13 protein-coding genes and 1 riboswitch are annotated in these 18,643 nt (G+C 72.3%); of the genes, 4 read left to right on the top strand and 9 right to left on the bottom strand.

The features are described from left to right. A partial coding sequence (locus tag GL263_RS06410) for a bifunctional acetate--CoA ligase family protein/GNAT family N-acetyltransferase (protein ID WP_182854602.1) occupies window positions 1-2,701 on the bottom strand: 2,701 nt, incomplete at its 3' end. Window positions 2,702-2,913: 212 nt separating this feature from the next. On the opposite strand from GL263_RS06410, the gene GL263_RS06405 reads away from it, so the two are divergent. Continuing rightward, entirely contained in the window at window positions 2,914-3,195 is a 282-nt protein-coding gene (locus GL263_RS06405) for an HPr family phosphocarrier protein (protein WP_182854601.1), read from the top strand. A gap of 238 nt (window positions 3,196-3,433) precedes the next feature. Here the strand turns inward: GL263_RS06405 and GL263_RS06400 are convergent, their stop codons facing one another. The 4 genes from GL263_RS06400 to GL263_RS06385 all read right to left on the bottom strand — a co-directional run bounded on the left by GL263_RS06400 (window position 3,434) and on the right by GL263_RS06385 (window position 8,425). After that, window positions 3,434-4,117, bottom strand: a complete 684-nt coding sequence (locus GL263_RS06400) for a GntR family transcriptional regulator (RefSeq protein WP_182854600.1) — start codon at window positions 4,115-4,117, stop codon at window positions 3,434-3,436. Between the two features lie 222 nt (window positions 4,118-4,339). Beyond that, a complete protein-coding gene (locus GL263_RS06395; protein ID WP_182854599.1) occupies window positions 4,340-5,239 on the bottom strand; it encodes a M23 family metallopeptidase in 900 nt (299 codons plus the stop codon). An 11-nt stretch (window positions 5,240-5,250) separates the two neighbouring features. Continuing rightward, a riboswitch (cyclic di-AMP (ydaO/yuaA leader) is annotated at window positions 5,251-5,398 on the bottom strand. A 220-nt stretch (window positions 5,399-5,618) separates the two neighbouring features. Next, window positions 5,619-6,989: a M16 family metallopeptidase gene (locus GL263_RS06390; protein WP_182854603.1), complete on the bottom strand. Its 1,371-nt coding sequence runs from the start codon at window positions 6,987-6,989 to the stop codon at window positions 5,619-5,621. A 17-nt stretch (window positions 6,990-7,006) separates the two neighbouring features. Further along, the gene (locus tag GL263_RS06385; protein ID WP_182854598.1) at window positions 7,007-8,425 is read right to left on the bottom strand and encodes a M16 family metallopeptidase; all 1,419 of its coding nucleotides are present in this window, start codon (window positions 8,423-8,425) and stop codon (window positions 7,007-7,009) included. Window positions 8,426-8,631: 206 nt separating this feature from the next. Between GL263_RS06385 and GL263_RS06380 the strand changes: the two genes are divergently transcribed. Beyond that, window positions 8,632-11,076, top strand: coding sequence for a DNA gyrase/topoisomerase IV subunit A (locus tag GL263_RS06380; protein WP_182854597.1), 2,445 nt, complete (start codon window positions 8,632-8,634; stop codon window positions 11,074-11,076). A gap of 85 nt (window positions 11,077-11,161) precedes the next feature. Here the strand turns inward: GL263_RS06380 and GL263_RS06375 are convergent, their stop codons facing one another. Continuing rightward, window positions 11,162-12,337 carry a CobW family GTP-binding protein gene (locus GL263_RS06375; protein ID WP_182854596.1) on the bottom strand — a complete coding sequence of 392 codons (1,176 nt, stop codon included), beginning with the start codon at window positions 12,335-12,337 and terminating at the stop codon, window positions 11,162-11,164. A gap of 82 nt (window positions 12,338-12,419) precedes the next feature. Between GL263_RS06375 and GL263_RS06370 the strand changes: the two genes are divergently transcribed. Beyond that, window positions 12,420-13,355: a ferredoxin family protein gene (locus tag GL263_RS06370; protein WP_182854595.1), complete on the top strand. Its 936-nt coding sequence runs from the start codon at window positions 12,420-12,422 to the stop codon at window positions 13,353-13,355. Between the two features lie 30 nt (window positions 13,356-13,385). On the opposite strand, the gene GL263_RS06365 is transcribed toward GL263_RS06370, so the two are convergent. From GL263_RS06365 to GL263_RS06355, 3 genes are all read right to left on the bottom strand, one after another. Next, window positions 13,386-14,987 (bottom strand): monocarboxylic acid transporter, encoded by a 1,602-nt coding sequence (locus GL263_RS06365; protein ID WP_182854594.1) that lies wholly within the window; start codon window positions 14,985-14,987, stop codon window positions 13,386-13,388. After that, window positions 14,984-15,481, bottom strand: a complete 498-nt coding sequence (locus tag GL263_RS06360) for a DUF485 domain-containing protein (protein ID WP_182854593.1) — start codon at window positions 15,479-15,481, stop codon at window positions 14,984-14,986. Before GL263_RS06360 ends, GL263_RS06365 begins: the two co-directional genes overlap by 4 nt. A gap of 191 nt (window positions 15,482-15,672) precedes the next feature. Further along, a complete protein-coding gene (locus GL263_RS06355) occupies window positions 15,673-17,796 on the bottom strand; it encodes a DNA gyrase/topoisomerase IV subunit B (protein WP_182854592.1) in 2,124 nt (707 codons plus the stop codon). Window positions 17,797-18,215: 419 nt separating this feature from the next. On the opposite strand from GL263_RS06355, the gene GL263_RS06350 reads away from it, so the two are divergent. Continuing rightward, window positions 18,216-18,446, top strand: coding sequence for a DUF7455 domain-containing protein (locus GL263_RS06350; RefSeq protein WP_182854591.1), 231 nt, complete (start codon window positions 18,216-18,218; stop codon window positions 18,444-18,446). Window positions 18,447-18,643: the final 197 nt, after the last annotated feature.

Below are 18,643 nucleotides of genomic sequence, written 5' to 3'. Positions count from 1 at the left end.
GGCCGAAGTCCGTGGTGGCGGGGGGCGGGGCGAGCCGGACGGCGGCGTCGAGCACGGTCAGCCCGTGCGCGGCGACGACCACGGGTTCCAGCTCCAGCGCCACGATCTCCGGGTGGTCGTCGAGGAGCAGCGACACCCGCAGCAGCAGCTCCTCCAGGGCCGCGCTGTCCACCGGCTGCGAGCCGCGCCAGCCGAAGAGCATCGGCGCGGTGCGCAGGTCGCGCACCAGACGGGCCGCCTCCCGGTCGGTGACGGGCACCAGCCGGTAGGAGAGGTCGCCGAGCAGCTCGGACGGGGTGCCGGCCAGGCCGAAGGACAGGACGGTGCCGATGCCGGGGTCGAAGTTGCCGCGGACGACGGTGTCCACTCCCCGGGGCGCCATGGCCTGCACCACGGGCCGGAGCTCGGCGGGCCCGCCGAGCGCTTCGGTGAGCTCCGCGTAGGCGCGGCGGAGCTCACTCTCGGTGTTGAGGTCCAGCCGCACCCCGCCGAGGTCGCCGCGGTGGCGCAGGTGCGGGGCGGTGGTCTTCAGCGCGACCGGGTAGCCGAGGCGGGCGGCGGCGGCGACGGCGCTGTCGGCGTCGGGGGCGCCGGCCATCGGCTGGACGGCCACCCCGTAGTGACCGAGCAGTTCCGCGGTGGCGGCCGGGCCCAGCGGCACGCTGCGGGGGCGGTGGGCGCCGCCCGGCTCACCGCCGGTCGGGGCGACGGCGTCGGGCGGCCGGTGCGCCAGGGCGCGATCGATCAGGGCCGTCGCGGCGGCGCGGTCGACGTCGTAGTCCGGCACCCGGCCGGGGTCGGCGGCGTCCCGGCGCCACTGCGCGTACCGCACGGCCTCCGCGAGTGCCTTCACCGCGCGTTCGGGGGCGGGGAAGGAGGGGATGCGGCGTTCGCTGAGCGCGTCGTCCAGCCCTTCGATCGCCAACTGGGCGACGGCGACCGGCTTGTCGGCGTCCGCCGACGCGGCGGCGAGCGCGTCGGCGAGCTCGACCGGCGACCGGTCGTCGACCCGCGGGATCGCGGTGACCACGACGGCGTCGGTGTCCGGGTCCGCCAGCGCGGCGGCGAGCGCGGTACGGAAGTCCTCCGGGGCGGCCGCGGTGGTGAGGTCGACCGGCGGGCTCGGCCGCAGACCCTGCGCGAGGCAGGCGTCGTAGGTGAGCAGGCCGAGCGACTCGGCGTTGCCGAGGACGGCGACGCGCGGGCCGGACGGCAGCGGCTGGAAGGCGAGTTGGATGCCGGTGTCGATGAGCTCGGTGACGGTGTCCACGAGCAGCACGCCGGCCTGCCGGAGCAGCGCGGAGACGGTGGCGTCGGGGGTGCGGCTGACCGGCACCGCGTGACCGGGCGGCGGGGCGCTGCCGCTGTGCCGGGCGCCGCGCACCACCACCACCGGCTTGCGTTCGGCAGTGCGTCGCGCGAGCCGGGTGAACTTGCGCGGGTTGCCGAAGGACTCCAGGTACATGAGCGCCACGTCGGTGTCCGGGTCGTCGTCCCAGTACTGGAGGACGTCGTTGCCTGACACGTCGGCGCGGTTGCCGGCGGAGACGAAGGAGGACAGACCGCCGCCCTGCCGGTGCAGCCCGGCCAGCAGCGCCACGCCGATCGCGCCGGACTGGGTGAACAGTCCGACGCGGCCGTGCCGGGGGCGTTCGGCGGCGAGGGTGGCGTTGAGCCGGACGGCGGGGGCCGTGTTGATGACTCCGAAGGCGTTCGGGCCGATGACGCGCATCCCGTAGGAGCGTGCCTTGCGGACCAGTTCGCGCTGCTGCTCCCGGTCGAAGTCGGCGGCCAGCACGACCAGCCCCTGGGCGGCCCGCTCCCCGCAGTCGGTGACCACCCGGTCGACCTGGGCGGCGGGCACGGCCAGCACGACGAGGTCCACCTCGCCGGGGATGTCGAGCACCGAGCGGTAGGCGGGGACGCCGTCGATCTCCTGTCGGCCTTCCGGTAGTCGGTTGTTGACCGCGAAGACCGCACCGGGGAAGTCCAGGGCGCGCAGCGAGTCCAGCACCGTGCGTCCGGCGCCGCCCGGCCGGCGGCCGGCTCCGACGACCACCACCGAGCCGGGCGCCAACAGCCTCTGCACGGAACGGGCTTCGGCGCGCTGCTCCCGTGCCCGCATGACGGCGAGCGACTTGGCGGTCGGCTCCAGGTCGAGCGTCAGGTGGACCGACCCGTCCTCGAAGCTGCGCTTCTGGGAGTAGCCGAAGTCGGTGAAGACCTTGATCATCTTGGTGTTGGCGGGCAGCACCTCGGCCGTGAAGCGGCGGATGCCGCGCTCCCTGGCGCAGGCGGCGACGTGTTCGAGCAGGTTGGAGGCCACGCCCCGGCCCTGGTGGGCGTCCTGCACGAGGAAGGCGACCTCGGCGTTGTCGGCGGGCGCGGAGGCGGGGCGGCCGGTGGAGTCGATGCGGTCGTAGCGCACCGTGCCGATCATCTCGCCGCCCACGAACATGGCGAGGCCGACCCGGTCCACGTAGTCGTGGTGGGTGAAGCGGCGCACGTCGCGGTCGGACAGCCGCGGGTAGGGGGCGAAGAAGCGGTAGTACTTCGACTGGTCCGACACCTGCTCGTAGAAGCTGACCAGCCGTCCCGCGTCGTCGGGGGTGATGGGCCTGATCAGGGCGGTGCCGCCGTCCCGCAGTACGACGTCTGCTTCCCAGTGGGTGGGGTAGGCACGCTCGGTGGGCCGGTGCATGGGCCCAAGCGTAAGCCGTTCCGGCTGATCCGCACCGCCTCCGCGGGGCCGCGGTCCGTCCGCCGGCCGGTGTCTCGGGTCGCGGACGACGTGGCCGGGCGCGTCGGACGACCTGAGAGAGTACGGGCAGCGGATGTGGCCGGTCTCTTGTCCTCACGGCCGCTCACTGTGCAAAAATGGTCTAGACAACATTCGACCCGAAGGGCAACACCATGGCAGAGCGCCGCGTCACCGTCGGCTGGAGCGAGGGTCTCCACGCCCGCCCCGCCTCGATCTTCGTCCGCGCTGCGACCGCCGCCGGGATTCCGGTCACCATCGCCAAGAGCGGTGGCAACCCGGTCAACGCCGCCTCGATGCTGGCCGTGCTCGGCCTCGGCGCCGAGGGCGGCGAGGAGATCGTCCTGTCCTCGGACTCCGAGGGCGCGGACGCGGCGCTCGACCGGCTGGCCAAGCTCGTCGAGGAAGGCCTGGAGGAGCTGCCGGAGACGGTCTGAGCCCCGGACGGGCGCACCGGCGTGAAAGCCGACGCGGAATCCGACGCGGAAGAGGCGGTGGAGTGACAGCACCCCACCGCCTCTTCCGCGTTCTCCCGAGAACACGGCGGCACGACACAGAAAACACCATGCGGCACCGCGATCACATCACCGGGTAGACGAATATCGCGGAATGCGCGGAGAATCATCTCCCCGGCACGTCCCCCTAAATACCGACCACCTTTGTATACGGCCCGTGTTAACCACGGACGCGCGCTGTGTTTACAGCAGGTTTCGGATTCCTCACCGCCACCGGCCGGGGCCGGCGGCGCGCGGGCGTCATCCGCTCCAGGTGGCCGGCCACCAGGGCCCTGGCCCGCTCCGCGTCCCGGCGCGCCACCGCGTCGACGATCGCGCCGTGCTCCTGCCAGACGACCTGCGCCTGCGTCGGCAGGACGTCGTCCACCGCGTACATCCACACCACCTTGCGGCGCAGCTGGACAAGCAGCGTGGCCAGGCTGCCACTGCCACTGGCCTGCGCCAACGTCTCGTGGAACCAGTCCCCCAAGGCGCGCAGGTCGGAGACCTGGCCGCCGACCGCCCGCTGCCGCCCCAGCCGTACCAGGCCGCGCAGCACCTTCAGGTGCGCCTCGGTGCGGCGCTGCGCAGCCCGCGCGGCACCCAGGGGCTCCAGCAGCGCGCGGATCTCCAGCAGGTCGGCGGCCTCCTGCTCGGTGGGCTCGGCCACACAGGCCCCGGCGTGCCGCCGGGTCGTGACAAAGCCCTCCGACTCCAGCGTGCGCAGCGCCTCCCGCACAGGCACCCGGGAAACACCGTACCGGCGGGCCAGATGCTCCTCGGTAAGCCGCGCACCCGGCGGGAACACACCGGAGACGATGTCGTCCCGTACCGCTGTGCACACCGTGTGCGCGGAAATTCGCATGCTCGACCCTCCGGCCTTTCCCCCGTGTTCTGGAAGCTCGCTGGAAGGAACTGTATGCCACCGGCACCGTAATTCCGATGCCGCACGGAAAACGAGACGGAAAACCGCCCACAGAACACTCTCGGTCGATCTCCCGCGGCCGCCGGCCGCCGCAGGCGACACGAAGACCCCGGCGTGGCACGCCGGGGTCCTCGGTGGGGGGTGGTGCTGGTGGTCAGCGGGTCACAGGCCGACGCCCTTGCCGCGCAGGTAGGCGAGCGGGTTGATGTCGGAGCCGTAGCCGGGGGCGGTCCGGGCCTCGAAGTGCAGGTGCGGGCCGGTGGAGTTGCCGGTGGAGCCGACGCGGCCGATCTGCTGGCCGGAACCGACCTTCTGGCCGACCGACACGTTCATCGACAGCAGGTGGCCGTACTGGGTGTACCGGCCGTCGGCGTGCCGGACGACGATGTTGTTGCCGTAGGCGCCGCCCCAGCCGGCGGTGACGACGGTGCCGGAGCCGACGGACTTCACCGGGGTACCGGCGGGCGCGGCGAAGTCGATGCCGCTGTGCTTGCCGGAGGACCACATGGCGCCGCCGGAACGGTACTGCGTGGTCACCTTGCCGCCGGCGATCGGGTTCACGAAGGCGTTGGGGCTGACACGCGGCGCGCTACGGGCCGCGCGCTTCTTGGCGGCGGCGCGCTCGGCGTCCGCCTTGCGCTTCGCCTCGGCGTTGCGCTTCACCTCGGCCTTACGGGCGGCCTCCGCCTTGCGGGCCTCGGCTGCCTTCTTCGCCTCCGCGGCCTTCTTCGCCTCGGCGGCCTTCTTCGCCTCCGCCGCGGCCTTGGCCTGGGCGGCCTTCTTGGCCTCGGCGGCGGCCTTGACGGCCGCGGCCTGCTTGGCGTCGGCGGCCTTCTGCTGGTTGTCGGCCTGGTGGCCTACGCGCTGGGCGAGCGGTCCGCTGACCGCCATCGCCTGGGTCAGTCCGGTCTCGTGTCCGGCCGCGGCGACCACAACGGCGGCAGCGGGGCTGGCCAGCGGTCCCACAAGGGTCGCCGCGAGGAGTGCGGCGCCGGCGGCGCCGGCTCCGCGAGCGGTGCGGCGGGTGGGACGGTACTTGGCGAGGGCACGGGTGAACGCCATGCAGGCGTGCTCCTTTCCTTCCTTCTCGCCTACCGGGTTAGCTGACGGGTTCGGAGCAGGAAGGTCTCCTACGGGCACGCCTGGGCAGGCCCGATTCACCCCAAGGACTTCACATGGGTCCCCGGCTCCCCCAACACGGGGACTCGGCGATTGCGCACGTCGGCCGCGGTTGCGGGCACTTCAGACGTGCAGCGACCACCGAAGCTAAACGGGACATCTGGGATGTGGCAATCAGATCCGGTCATTTGTCGCACAGGCCACACCGAAGCCCCTCGCGGAGGTGACAAATCGGACATAGTAGGTCCCCTGGTTGTGGGACCAGCCACAACCAGGGGACCTGGGGGAATACCGGACCGGGCGCCCGCGCCCGGCGGGGGTGCTACTGGCCGGACAGGACGGTCACCTCTCCGATGCCGAGCCCGCGCACCTCCTCGGCGATCTTCTCCGCGTCGCCCACCAGCACCGTCACCAGGCGGTCCGACGGGAAGGCGCTGACGGCCGCGGCGGTGGCCTCCACCGTGCCGGTCTCGGCGAGCCGCGTGTACATGCCTGCCTGGTAGTCGTCCGGCAGCTGCTGCTCGACCTGGTCGGCGAGGGTGTTCGCCACCGCGGCCGCCGTCTCGTAGCGCAGCGGCGCCACACCCACCAGGTTCTGCACGGCGAAGTCGCGCTCCTCGTCGGTCAGCCCCTCGGCGGCGACCGTGCGCAGTACCTGCCACAGGTCCGTCAGCGCGGGGCCGGTGACCTCCGTGGCCACCGAACCGGAGATGACCAGCAGGGCCGCGCCGCTGCCGTCGGGCGCCGAGCGCAGCACGTGGCCGTAGGCGCGCACGCCGTAGGTGTAGCCCTTCTCCTCGCGCAGCACCCGGTCCAGCCGGGAGGTCAGCGTGCCGCCGAGGCAGTACACCCCGAGCAGCTGGGCCGGCCAGACCCGGTCGTGCCGGTCCGGGCCGATCCGGCCGATGTGCACCTGGGTCTGCACCGCGCCCGGCCGGTCGACGACGACCACACGGCCGGTGTCGTCGGCGGTGATCGGCGTCACCCGGAACGGCTGGGCCGGGGCGCCCGTCCACGCGCCGACCGTGTCCGCGAGGGCCGCGTCCACGTCGATCCCGTCGAAGTCGCCGACGATCACCAGCGTGGAGGTCGCCGGCCGCACGTGTGCCTCGTAGAAGGCGCGCACCGAGGCCGCGTCGATCCGCTCGACCGTCTCTGCCGTGCCCTGGCGGGGCCGGGAGACCCGGGTGCCGGCCGGGAAGAGCGCCCCGGACAGCGCGATCGCCGCGCGCCTGGCCGGGTTGGCCAGCTCGTGCGGGATCTCGTCGAGGCGGTTGCGCACCAGGCGCTCCACCTCGGCGTCCGGGAAGGCGGGCGCGCGCAGCGCGTCCGCGAGCAGCCCGAGGGCCGGTCGCAGCCGGGACGCCGGCACCTCCAGCGAGACCCGGACGCCGGGGTGGTCGGCGTGCGCGTCGAGCGTGGCGCCGCACCGCTCCAGCTCGGCGGCGAACTCCTCGGCGGTGTGCTTGTCGGTGCCCTCCGACAGCGCCCGCGCCATGATCGTGGCCACGCCGTCCAGGCCGGCCGGTTCCGCCTCCAGCGGCGCGTTCACGCACACCTCGACGGCGATGACCCGCTGGCCCGGCCGGTGCCTGCGCAGCACGGTCAGCCCGTTGGGCAGCGCGCCGCGCTCGGGCGCGGGGAAGTCCCAGGGCCGGGGCTGCCCGGCGGTGGGCTGCGGATGGAAGTCCATCGCGGGGACGACGTCGCTCACTTGCTGCTACCTTCCTGCGCGTCCTGCCCGGCCCGCGCCGGCGGCGCGGACTCCACTGTCGCGGCCTCGACCGGCTCCGACTCCTCGGCCGAACCCGGTTCGGCCAGCGGCTGCTCCGGCCCGGTCGGCTCGTAGACCAGCACGGCCCGGTTGTCGCCGCGCAGCCTGGCGGCGGCGACCTCCCGCACCTCCTCCGCGGTGACCTCCAGCACCCGCTGGACAGCGGTGAGCGCCAGCTGCGGGTCGCCGAACAGCACGGCGAAGCGGCAGAGTTCGTCCGCCCGGCCGCCGACCGTCGCCAGCCGGTCGAGCCATTCGCGCTCCAACTGCGCCTGGGCGCGTTCCATCTCCTCGGCGGTCGGGCCCTCCTCGGCGAAGCGTGCCAGCTCCTCGTCGACCGCCGCCTCGATGTCGGCGATCCGCGCGTCCCCCGACGTCTTCACGTCCAGCCAGCCCATCGAGGGCGCGCCGGCCAGCCGCAGCATGCCGAACCCGGCCGTGACCGCGAGCCGGTCGCGGCGCACCAGCCGGTTGTAGAGGCGGCTGGACTCGCCGCCGCCGAGCACGGTCAGCGCCAGGTCGGCGGCGTCCGCCTCCCGGGTGCCGTCGTGCGGAAGCCGGTAGACCGACATCAGCGCGGGCGAGGGCACCTCCTCCCGCACGACCTGCCGCAGCTCCTCGCCGATCACCTCGGGCAGGGTGCCGTCGCGCGGCGGCTGCTTGCCGTCGTGGCCGGGGATCGAGCCGAAGTACTTCTCCACCCACAGAAGCGTCTGCTCGGGATCGATGTCGCCGACGACCGCGAGCACCGCGTTGTTGGGCGCGTAGTAGGTCCGGAAGAAGGTGCGCGCGTCCTCCAGGGAGGCGGCGTCCAGGTCGGCCATCGAGCCGATCGGGGTGTGGTGGTAGGGGTGGCCGTCCGGGAAGACCATCGCGGTGAGCTTCTCGAACGCCGTGCCGTAGGGCACGTTGTCGTAGCGCTGGCGGCGCTCGTTCTTCACCACGTCGCGCTGGTTCTCCAGCGACTCCTCGTCCAGCGCGGCGAGCAGCGAACCCATCCGGTCCGCCTCCAACCACAGCGCCAGCTCCAACTGGTGGGCCGGCATCGTCTCGAAGTAGTTGGTGCGCTCGAAGCTCGTGGTGCCGTTGAGCGAGCCGCCGGCGCCCTGGACGAGTTCGAAGTGGCCGTTGCCGGGGACCTGGGCGGACCCCTGGAACATCAGGTGCTCGAAGAGGTGGGCCAGTCCGGTGCGGCCCTTCACCTCGTGGCGGGAACCGACGTCGTACCACAGACATACCGCTGCCACGGGCGTCTGGTGGTCCTCGGAGAGCACCACACGCAGGCCGTTGGACAACCGGTGCTCGGTGGCCGTCAGCCCTCCTGTGGCCGATGGAGGTGTGGCCGTGTGACCCATGGGCGGAGAGTCCCTTCGGTTGGCGACGGGCGGTTGCTGTCACTCTATGCAACCGCGCGGCTCGCCCGCCAAGTTCCCGGGGGCTTCCGCCACCGGGTTGACGGCGCGCGCCGCGTGGGTCGGGCGCCGGGCTGTCGGCGGGTGGGTCCACAATGGTCGGCGACCGACCCCGCAGCCCGTACGGATCCGAAGGAGCCGCAGCCACGATGGCCCGCCGCAGTACGAAGACCCCGCCGCCGGAGCCGTTCGAGGAGCGCATCCTCGACATCGACGTCGTCGACGAGATGCAGGGGTCCTTCCTCGAGTACGCCTACTCGGTGATCTACTCGCGTGCGCTGCCCGACGCCCGCGACGGGATGAAGCCGGTGCACCGCCGCATCCTCTACCAGATGCACGAGATGGGACTGCGCCCCGAACGGGCGCACGTCAAGTGCGCCCGCGTCGTCGGCGAGGTGATGGGCAAGCTCCACCCGCACGGCGACAGCGCGATCTACGACGCCCTGGTGCGGATGGCGCAGCCCTTCTCGATGCGCCTCCCGCTCGTCGACGGCCACGGCAACTTCGGCTCGCTCGGCAACGACGACCCGCCCGCCGCCATGCGGTACACCGAGTGCCGCACGGCGCCGGCCGCCGGGCTGATGGTCGAGTCCATCGAAGAGGACACCGTCGACTTCGCGCCGAACTACGACGGCAGCGAGCAGGAGCCGGTGGCGCTGCCCGCCGCCTACCCCAACCTGCTGGTCAACGGCGCCTCCGGGATCGCCGTCGGCATGGCCACCAACATGCCGCCGCACAACCTCGGGGAGGTAGTCGCCGCCGCCCGGCACCTCGTCAAGCACCCGGGCGCCGACCTCGAGACGCTGATGCGCCACGTGCCGGGACCCGACCTGCCCACCGGCGGTCAGATCGTCGGGCTCTCCGGCGTGCGGGACGCCTACGCCAAGGGACGCGGCACGTTCCGGATCCGCGCCACCACCTCGGTGGAGCAGGTCAGCACGCGCCGCAAGGGCATCGTCGTCACCGAACTGCCCTTCACCGTAGGCCCCGAGAAGGTCATCTCGAAGATCAAGGACCTGGTCAACGCCAAGAAGCTGCAGGGCATCTCCGACGTCAAGGACCTCACCGACCGGGCGCACGGACTGCGGCTGGTCATCGAGATCAAGAACGGCTTCCACCCCGAGGCGGTGCTGGAGCAGCTCTACAAGCTGACGCCGATGGAGGAGTCCTTCGGCATCAACAACGTGGCCCTGGTGGACGGCCAGCCGCTGACCCTCGGCCTCAAGGAGCTGCTGGAGGTCTACGTCGACCACCGCTTCGAAGTGGTCCGCAGGCGCAGCTCCTTCCGCCGGAGCAAGCGCGCCGACCGGCTCCACCTCGTGGAGGGCCTGCTGGTCGCGCTGATCGACATCGACGAGGTCATCGCCCTGATCCGCGGCAGCGAGAACGCCGCCGCCGCCAAGCAGAGCCTGATGGCGCGCTTCGGGCTCTCCGAGGTGCAGACCCAGTACATCCTCGACACCCCGCTGCGGCGGCTCACCCGCTTCGACCGGCTGGAGCTGGAGGCCGAACGCGACCGGCTCGGCGAGGAGATCGAGGAGCTGACCCGCATCCTGGACTCCGACACCGAGCTGCGGAAGCTGGTCAGCTCCGAGCTGGCCGCGGTGGCCAAGAAGTACTCCACGCCCCGCCGCACGGTGCTGCTGGAGTCCGCCGACAGCCCGGTCGCCGCGGTGCCGTTGGAGGTCGAGGACGCTCCCTGCCGGGTGCTGCTGTCCGCCACCGGGCTGCTCGGACGCGTCGACGGCGACGCCGCGGCGCCCTCCGGCGGCGGCCGGGCCAAGCACGACGTGATCGTCTCCGCCGTGCCCGCCACGACCAGGGGCGAGGTCGGCGCGGTGACGTCGGCCGGGCGGCTGCTGCGGGTGCCGGTGGTCGACCTGCCGCAGCTCGCCGCCTCCGCGCTGCCCAGCGTGGCCGGCGGCGCGGAGGTGTCGGAGTTCCTGACACTCGCTGACGACGAGCGGCTGCTGTGCCTGACCACACTCGACGAGTCCTCCCCCGGTCTCGCGCTCGGCACCGAACAGGGCGTCGTCAAGCGGGTGGTGCCGGACTACCCGGCCAACAAGGAGGAGTTGGAGGTCATCTCCCTCAAGGACGGTGACCGGATCGTCGGCGCCGTCGAGCTGCGCACCGGCGAGGAGGACCTGGTCTTCATCACCGACGAGGCCCAGCTGCTGCGCTTCCCCGCCTCCCAGGTGCGCCCGCAGGGCCGACCGGCCGGCGGGGTGGCGGGCGTCAAACTGGGCGGCGACGCCAAGGTGATCTTCTTCGCCGCCGTCGACCCGGCCGCCGACGCCGGGGTGTTCACTGTCGCCGGAAGCTGCGGCACGCTCACCGGCGCCGCCGCGACCACCGCCAAGCTGACGCCGTTCGACCAGTACCCGCGCAAGGGCCGGGCCACCGGCGGCGTGCGGTGCCAGCGGCTCCTCAAGGGCGAGGACTGCCTGGTCTTCGCCTGGGCCGGCACCCTGCCCGCCCGCGCCGCGACCAGGACGGGCGCGCCGGCCGAGCTGCCCGAACCCGACCCGCGCCGGGACGGCTCGGGCAGCCCGATGAAGAAGCAGGTCGCGGTGGTGTCCGGCGCGCTGTAGCCGGCGAGCCGCCCCTTTCGGGAAACGCCCTCGGGCCGCGTTCCGCCACGTGCGGAGCCCGGCCCGAGGGCGTTTCCCGCGGCTGTCAGAACGACGGCGTCCGCGGGCCGACGCCGGTGCCGTAAGGACCGCCGAGGTCGGCCTCCGGGTCGTGCGGCTGGCTGTCGGCGTCGGTCTCCGGTTCGGCTTCCGGGTCCGCTTCCGCGTCCGCCTCCGGATCGTCGACGTAGCGCAGCACGCCCCACAGGGCGCTCTCGTCGTGGTCCACCTCTCCGGCCTCTCCGGTCTGGACGCAGCCGGCCAGTTCCTCCCGCAGCGCCTCAGCGTCCAGACCGGTGCCGATCAGCACCAGTTGGGTGAGGCGCTCCTCCCCCGCCCCCCACGGCTCGGGGTAGAAGCGCAGGAAACCGCCGACCGCGTGCACCGGCCAGCGCTGGGCCCCACCGGCTCCGGAGAAGCGGACGACGCCCTTCATCCGGTAGAGGCCGGCCGGCCTGCGGTCCAGGAAGGACATGAAGCGGCGCGGGTTGAGCGGTTCCCCGCTCACGAACTCGACGCTCTGGTAGGCGGTGTGCGCGTGCTCGTGGCCGTGCTCGTCCTCTGCGGTCTCCCGCAGCAGGTCCTCGAAGGTCAGCTGCCGGATGCCGTCCCGCTCGGCCGCCTCGCCGTCCCGGTCGAAGAACAGCCCCGGGTCGACGCGGCCGTGCGCGGCGGCCACGGCGGGGGTGCCCGGCGCCAGCGTGTTGATCTCCGCGAGCAGCGCCCGGCGGCGCTCGTCGACCACCCGGTCCGTCTTGTTGAGCACGATGAGGTCGGCGACCCGCAGATGGCGGTCCAGCTCCGGGTGGCGCGCCCGCGTCGCCTCGAACTCGGCGGCGTCCACCACCTCCAGCAGGCCGCCGTAGACGATGCGCCGGTCCCGGCTCGCCAGCAGCATGCGGATCAGCGTCTCCGGCTCGGCCAGCCCGCTCGCCTCGATCACGATCAGGTCGATGCCCGCCGACGGCCGGGCGAGCTTGTCGAGGACGTCGTCCAGGTCCTCGGTGTCCACCGCGCAGCACAGGCAGCCGTCGCCCAACGAGACCATCGAGTCGACCTGCCCGGCGACCGCCATCGCGTCGATCTCGATGCCGCCGAAGTCGTTGACGATCGCGCCGATGCGCACCCCGTCCCGGTTGCGCAGCAGGTGGTTGAGCAGCGTCGTCTTCCCCGATCCGAGGAAGCCGGCGATGACGATGACCGGGATCGGCCGGGTGCGCAAGGTGTCTCCTCCTGGTGTGTGCCGCCGCCGCGGGGTCCGGGTCGCGGTGGCGGTGATGCTATATGAGGTTAGGGTCGCCTACGTGACCACCTGCACCACAGCCTCCCAGGAGCTGGCCGAACCGCTGGCCGCCACGGCGGCGACCGCGAGGACCTGGCTGCTGGTCGAGCAGCCGGGTCCGTGGGGCTCCGACGCCCTCGCCGAGAGCCGGCTCGACCGGTCGGTCGGCCGTGCGCTCGCCGGCGCGACCGAGCGGACCGGCACGCGTGTCGCGCTTGTCCGCCGCCCCGGGCGGCACGCGGACACCCCCCGCCAGGCCCGTCGGCCTACCGTCTTCGCCGCGCACACCGCGCCGGGCGCCGGCTGGCTGCGGGTCGCGAGGCCCGGAAGTCTCCGGGAACTGCTGGAGCTGGACATGGCCGCGCTGGCCGACGGCGACCACCAGGGCTTCGGCGTCCCGTACGGGGGAGAGCCGTTGGTCCTGGTGTGCACCAACGGCAAGCGGGACCGCTGCTGCGCGGTGCTCGGCCGCCCGCTCGCCGCCGAACTGGCCGCCTCGCACCCGGCCGTCTGGGAGGTCACCCACATCGGCGGTCACCGCTTCTCACCGACGCTGCTGGTGCTGCCGCACGGCTACGCCTACGGCCGGGCCGACGCGCCGAGGGTGAAGGAGGTGTTGCACTCGCTCGCCGAGGGCCGTGTGGTCACCGACAACTGCCGTGGTCGCTCCACCTGGGAGAGGCAGGGCCAGGCCGCCGAACTCGCCGTCCGCGAGCTGACCGGTGAGAGCGACCCGGACGCGCTGACCGTCGGGGAGGCGCTGGCCGTCAGCCACGCGGAGACCCCGGAGGAGGGCTGGGCGGTACCCGTCCGGCACCGGGACGGCCGGGCCTGGCGGGTGAACGTCGTGGCCGACCTGACGGCGCCGGCGAGCCCCGCGAGCTGCGGCGCCGCGCTCGGCCGGCAGCCGCGGATGACGGTCACCGCCGTCACCGCGCTGGACGGCACCTGCGGCTGAGCACTCCCCGAGGTGACGCGCTGACAAGGCTCACGCCGCGCCCGCCCCGGTGAGGGCGCGCACCTCGGTCTCCGCGTGGCGGGTCACGTCGGCGCCGGTCCGGTCGCCGATCGTGCCGAGCCAGCCCGCGAGGAAGCCGAGCGGGATGGAGACCACGCCCGGGTTCTGGAGCGGGAAGACCGCGAAGTCCAGCCCGGGGAAGATCGCCTCCGGGCTGCCGGACACCACCGGCGAGAGGACCACCAGCACCACCGCCGGGACCAGTCCGCCGTACACCGACCATAGGGCGCCCCGGGTGGTGAACCGCCGCCAGAACAGCGTGAACAGCAGCACGGGCAGGTTGGCCGAGGCCGCGACCGCGAACGCCAGCCCGACGAGGAACGCGACGTTGAGGTTCTGGGCGAGCAGCCCCAGCCCGATCGCCACCGCGCCGATGCCCACCGCGGCGACGCGGGCGACCGCCACCTCGCGCACCGGGCGGTCCGCCCGGCGGCGGGCGAACGAGGCGTACAGGTCGTGCGCGATGGCGGCGGAGGAGGCCAGCGTGATGCCGGCGACCACGGCCAGGATGGTCGCGAAGGCGATGGCCGCGACGACGGCGAACAGGACCGTTCCCCCGGTGGTGCCGGCGCCTCCGCCGAGGTACTGGGCGAGCAGCGGTACGGCCGTGTTGCCCGCGGCGTTGTCCGCGCGGATGGTGTCGCTGCCCAGCAGCGCCGCCGCCCCGAACCCGAGCACGATCGTCATCAGGTAGAAGCTGCCGATCAGACCGATCGCCCAGACCACCGAGCGGCGCGCGGCCCTCGCCGTGGGCACCGTGTAGAAACGGGAGAGGATGTGCGGCAGCCCGGCCGTGCCCAGGACCAGGGCGATGCCGAGGCTGATGAAGTCCAGCCGCGAGACCAGGTTCTCGCCGAAGAGCAGGCCCGGCGCGAGGAAGTCCTCGCCCCTCCCGCTCCGTTCGGCGGCGTCCGACAGGAGGGAGATCGGGTCGCCGCCGAAACGCAGCAGGACGAGGACGGTCAGCGCGACCGCGCCGCCCATCAGCAGGAACGCCTTGACGATCTGGATCCAGGTGGTGGCGCGCATACCGCCGCAGGAGACGTAGACCACCATCAGCGCGCCCACGGCCACCACCGCCCAGGTGCGCACCGCCGAGTCGGCGGAGCCGAGCAGCAGCGCCACGAGCGTGCCCGCGCCGACCATCTGGGCGACCAGGTAGAGCACCGAGACGACCACCGACGAGGTGCCCGTGGCGATCCGGACGGGACGCTCCCGCAGCCGGGTGACCAGCACGTCGGCGAGGGTGAAGCGGCCGCAGTTGCGGACCAGTTCGGCCGCGAGCAGCAGCACGAGCAGCCAGGCAACCAGGAAGCCGACGGAGTAGACCATGCCGTCGTAGCCGTAGAGCGCGATCAGCCCGGAGATGCCGAGGAAGGACGCGGCGGACATGTAGTCACCCGCGATCGCGAAGCCGTTCTCGGCCGGGGAGAAGAGCCGGCCGCCGGCGTAGAACTCCTCGGGTGAGCCCTGCCTGCGGCGGCTGGCCCAGGTGGTGATCGCGAGGGTGAGCGCGATGAACGCGCTGAACAGGACCAGCGCGAGCGTCTGGTGGTTCCAGGTGAGACTCATCTGGCCGCTCCCCGGGTGCGCAGCTGGGTGTCCCAGCGGAGGTCGAACGCCTCCTTGTCCCAGCGCCGGCGGGCGCGGTTCACGTACAGCCAGGTCAGCAGGGCGGTGCTGGCGAACTGGCCCAGCCCGGCGAGCATGCCGACGTTGACCGGCCCGGCGCCCACCGGGCGCGCCATCAGCTCGGGCGCGGCGGTGGCGGTGACGATGTACAGCAGGTACCAGCCGAGGAACGCGACCGTCGCGGGGAAGACAAAGCGGCGGTGCCGGCGTCGTACCTCCTGGAACTCGGGGCTGCGCTGCACCGCGAGGTAGATCGCCCCCGCCTCGTCGTACGCAGGACCGTTCCTGCGGGACTCGGGAACACCCCCCGGCGGCGGCGCGACCGGCAGCCACCCCTCCCGCCCCGAGGCCAGCTCGTCGTACCAGGGGTCGAAGCCGAACGCGCCCCGGGGTTCCGGGGGGCGCGTGCCACCGTACGTACCGTGCTGCGTCACCCGAAAGTCACCCGAACCCTCCTTGCCGCGGCGATGCGGACGGGGTTGTCCGCTTTGCCGGAGCACCAGGATGGCGGGGGGCGAAGTGCGCGCAAGGGGCCTTCCGTGCACTTCACCCCATCAGGTGACGCTCTTCTTGCGGTACCGGGCCGGCACCGGCCGGACGCCGCGACGGAGCCCTTCGGCGTGGCTCACACGTCGATGCGGGAACGATCCAGCGTCGCGGCGGAGGTCGTGATGAACTCCTTGCGCGGCGCCACCTCGTTGCCCATGAGCAGGTCGAACGCCTTCTCCGCGGCCTCCAGGTCGCTGATGTTGATCCGGCGCAGCGTGCGGCGGCGCGGGTCCATCGTCGTCTCCGCGAGCTGGTCGGCGTCCATCTCGCCCAGACCCTTGTAGCGCTGGATGGAGTCCTTGAAACGCACTCCCTCACCGCGCAGTTCGAGCAGGGTCTGCCGCAACTCGCTGTCCGAGTACGTGTAGATGTACTTGTCCTGGCCCTTGCGCGGATTCACCAGCTCGATGCGGTGCAGCGGCGGCACGGCGGAGAAGACCCTGCCCTGCTCGACCATCGGCCGCATGTAGCGCTGGAAGAGCGTGAGCAGCAGACAGCGGATGTGGGCACCGTCCACGTCGGCGTCGGCCAGGAAGATGACCTTCCCGTAGCGCGCCTGGTCGATGTCGAACGTCCGCCCCGAGCCCGCTCCTATCACCTGGATGATCGCGCCGCACTCGGCGTTCTTCAGCATGTCCGACACCGAGGACTTCTGGACGTTGAGGATCTTGCCGCGGATCGGCAGCAGCGCCTGGAACTCCGAGTTGCGCGCCAGCTTCGCCGTACCGAGGGCGGAGTCCCCCTCGACGATGAACAGCTCGCTGCGCTCCACGTCGTCGCTGCGGCAGTCGGCGAGCTTGGCGGGCAGCGAGGAGGACTCCAGCGCCGTCTTCCGCCGCTGGGCCTCCTTGTGCTGACGGGCCGCGATGCGCGTCCGAGCCGCCGACACCGCCTTCTCCAGCACCGCGCGCGCCTGCTGCTTGTCGTCCCGCTTGGTGGAGGTCAGGAACGCCTTCAGCTCCCTGGCGACCACCTGGGCCACGATCCGGGAGGCCGCCGAGGTGCCGAGCACCTCCTTGGTCTGGCCCTCGAACTGCGGCTCGGCGAGCCGGACCGTCACGACCGCCGTCAGCCCCTCCAGGGCGTCGTCCTTGACGATGTCGTCCTCGGCCACCCGCAGCAGCTTGCTCGACCGCAGCACCTCGTTGACCGTGCGTGTCACGGCGCGCTCGAAGCCGGCGACGTGGGTACCGCCCTTGGGCGTGGCGATGATGTTGACAAACGACCTGACCGCGCTGTCGTAGCCGGTGCCCCAGCGCAGGGCGATGTCGACGCCCAGCTCCCTGGTGACCTCCGAGGGGATCATGTGGCCCCGGTCGTCGAGCACCGGGACCGTCTCCTTGAACGTGCCCTTGCCCTGGAGGCGCAGCACGTCGCAGATCGCCCGGTCGGGCGCCAGGTACTCGCAGAACTCGCTGATGCCGCCGTCGTAGCGGAACACCTCGACCGCCGACTCCGCACCCTCCGCAGACCTCTCGTCGCGGACCGTTATCGTCAGGCCCGGCACCAGGAAGGCGGTCTGACGGGCGCGGGCGTGCAGCGTGTCGAGCGAGAGCGCGGCGTCCTTGAGGAAGATCTGCCGGTCCGCCCAGTAGCGGACCCGGGTGCCGGTCCGCGTCTTCGGGACCTTCTTGCCCTTGAGCAGGCCACCGGACGGGTCGAACGGCGCGTCCGGCCCGGACTCGGTGAAGATCCCGGGCACGCCGCGGCGGAAGCTGATGGAGTGCGTGCGGCCGTTGCGGTCGACCTCGACGTCCAGCCGGGCGGAGAGCGCGTTCACCACCGAGGCGCCGACACCGTGCAGACCGCCGGAGGCCGCGTACGAGCCGCCGCCGAACTTGCCGCCCGCGTGCAGCTTGGTCATCACGACCTCGACGCCCGACAGGCCCGTCTTCGGCTCGACGTCCACCGGGATGCCGCGGCCGTTGTCCCGCACCTCGACCGAGCCGTCGTGGTGGAGGATCACCTCGATGTCGTCGCAGTGGCCGCCCAGGGCCTCGTCGACGGAGTTGTCGATGATCTCCCACAGGCAGTGCATCAGACCACGGCTGTCCGTGGACCCGATGTACATGCCGGGGCGCTTGCGGACCGCGTCGAGCCCCTCGAGGACGAGCAGGTGCCGCGCGGTGTAGTTGGAGCTGTCCCGGTCCGCTCCGGTCAGCAGTGCGGTGGACGACGGCACAGACGTCTGGGCGGTCACGCGGTTCGCTCCTCGCTGAATTCACTGGGGTGGCATGCTGCCGCTCAGAGGGTACCGACCCTTGCGGGAGCTGGTGAGACGCCACCCTCGGGTAAACATATGCTAGCCCGGATTCGAGCAACAGTTCGATACTCCGAGGGGGTGACGTGTACATCACGTTCCCTTCGAGGCATGAACCGTTTAGGCTCCGGGCACGTCCTCATCAACGAGCGGCAAACAGCGGCTCGGAGGCGACAACTGGACCGACCTGCGACACCGACCAGCACCACACCAAGCACTACGGCTCATTCGCCGCCAACCGGCAACGTTCGACCGACCGCGAAGGCGACTTCCGAGGAAAAGTCCGGAGCGGGAACATTTCCGGACTGGTTGGATGTTGACCCTGGTACGACAGCTCGTCGAGCTAGAGAAGAGGCGACGTGACTACTGTTCTGACCCCCGCGAGCCCGCTGACGGCGGCCGACCGCTGTGACCGTTGCGGCGCCCAGGCGTACCTGCGCGTTGTACTGGCCACCGGCGGAGAGCTCCTGTTCTGCGCCCACCACGGTCGCAAGTTCGAGCCAGAACTCAAGAAGATCGCCGCAGAGATACAGGACGAGACCGAGCGGCTCACCGCCAGCCCCGTCACGGCGGGCGACGGAGAACGCTGACCTGGCGGACGCCCGGCGTCCGACACCGACGAGCTCGGGCCGGCCCAGGGCCGGACAGAGGCGGGCGGCGACCCTCACGGGTGCCGCCCGCCTCCCTTTCTCCCGGCCCCGGTCGTGTCGATCCGACCACGTCCGGGGCGGTCAGCTGTGAGCTCACCGGCGGGACGCGGCCTCCATCCGCTCGAGCACCTGGGGCT

It is taken from the genome of Streptomyces durbertensis, from assembly GCF_014156695.1.
Classification (GTDB): Bacteria; Actinomycetota; Actinomycetes; order Streptomycetales; family Streptomycetaceae; genus Streptomyces; species Streptomyces durbertensis.
This window is presented reverse-complemented; position numbering and strand designations above follow the sequence as displayed.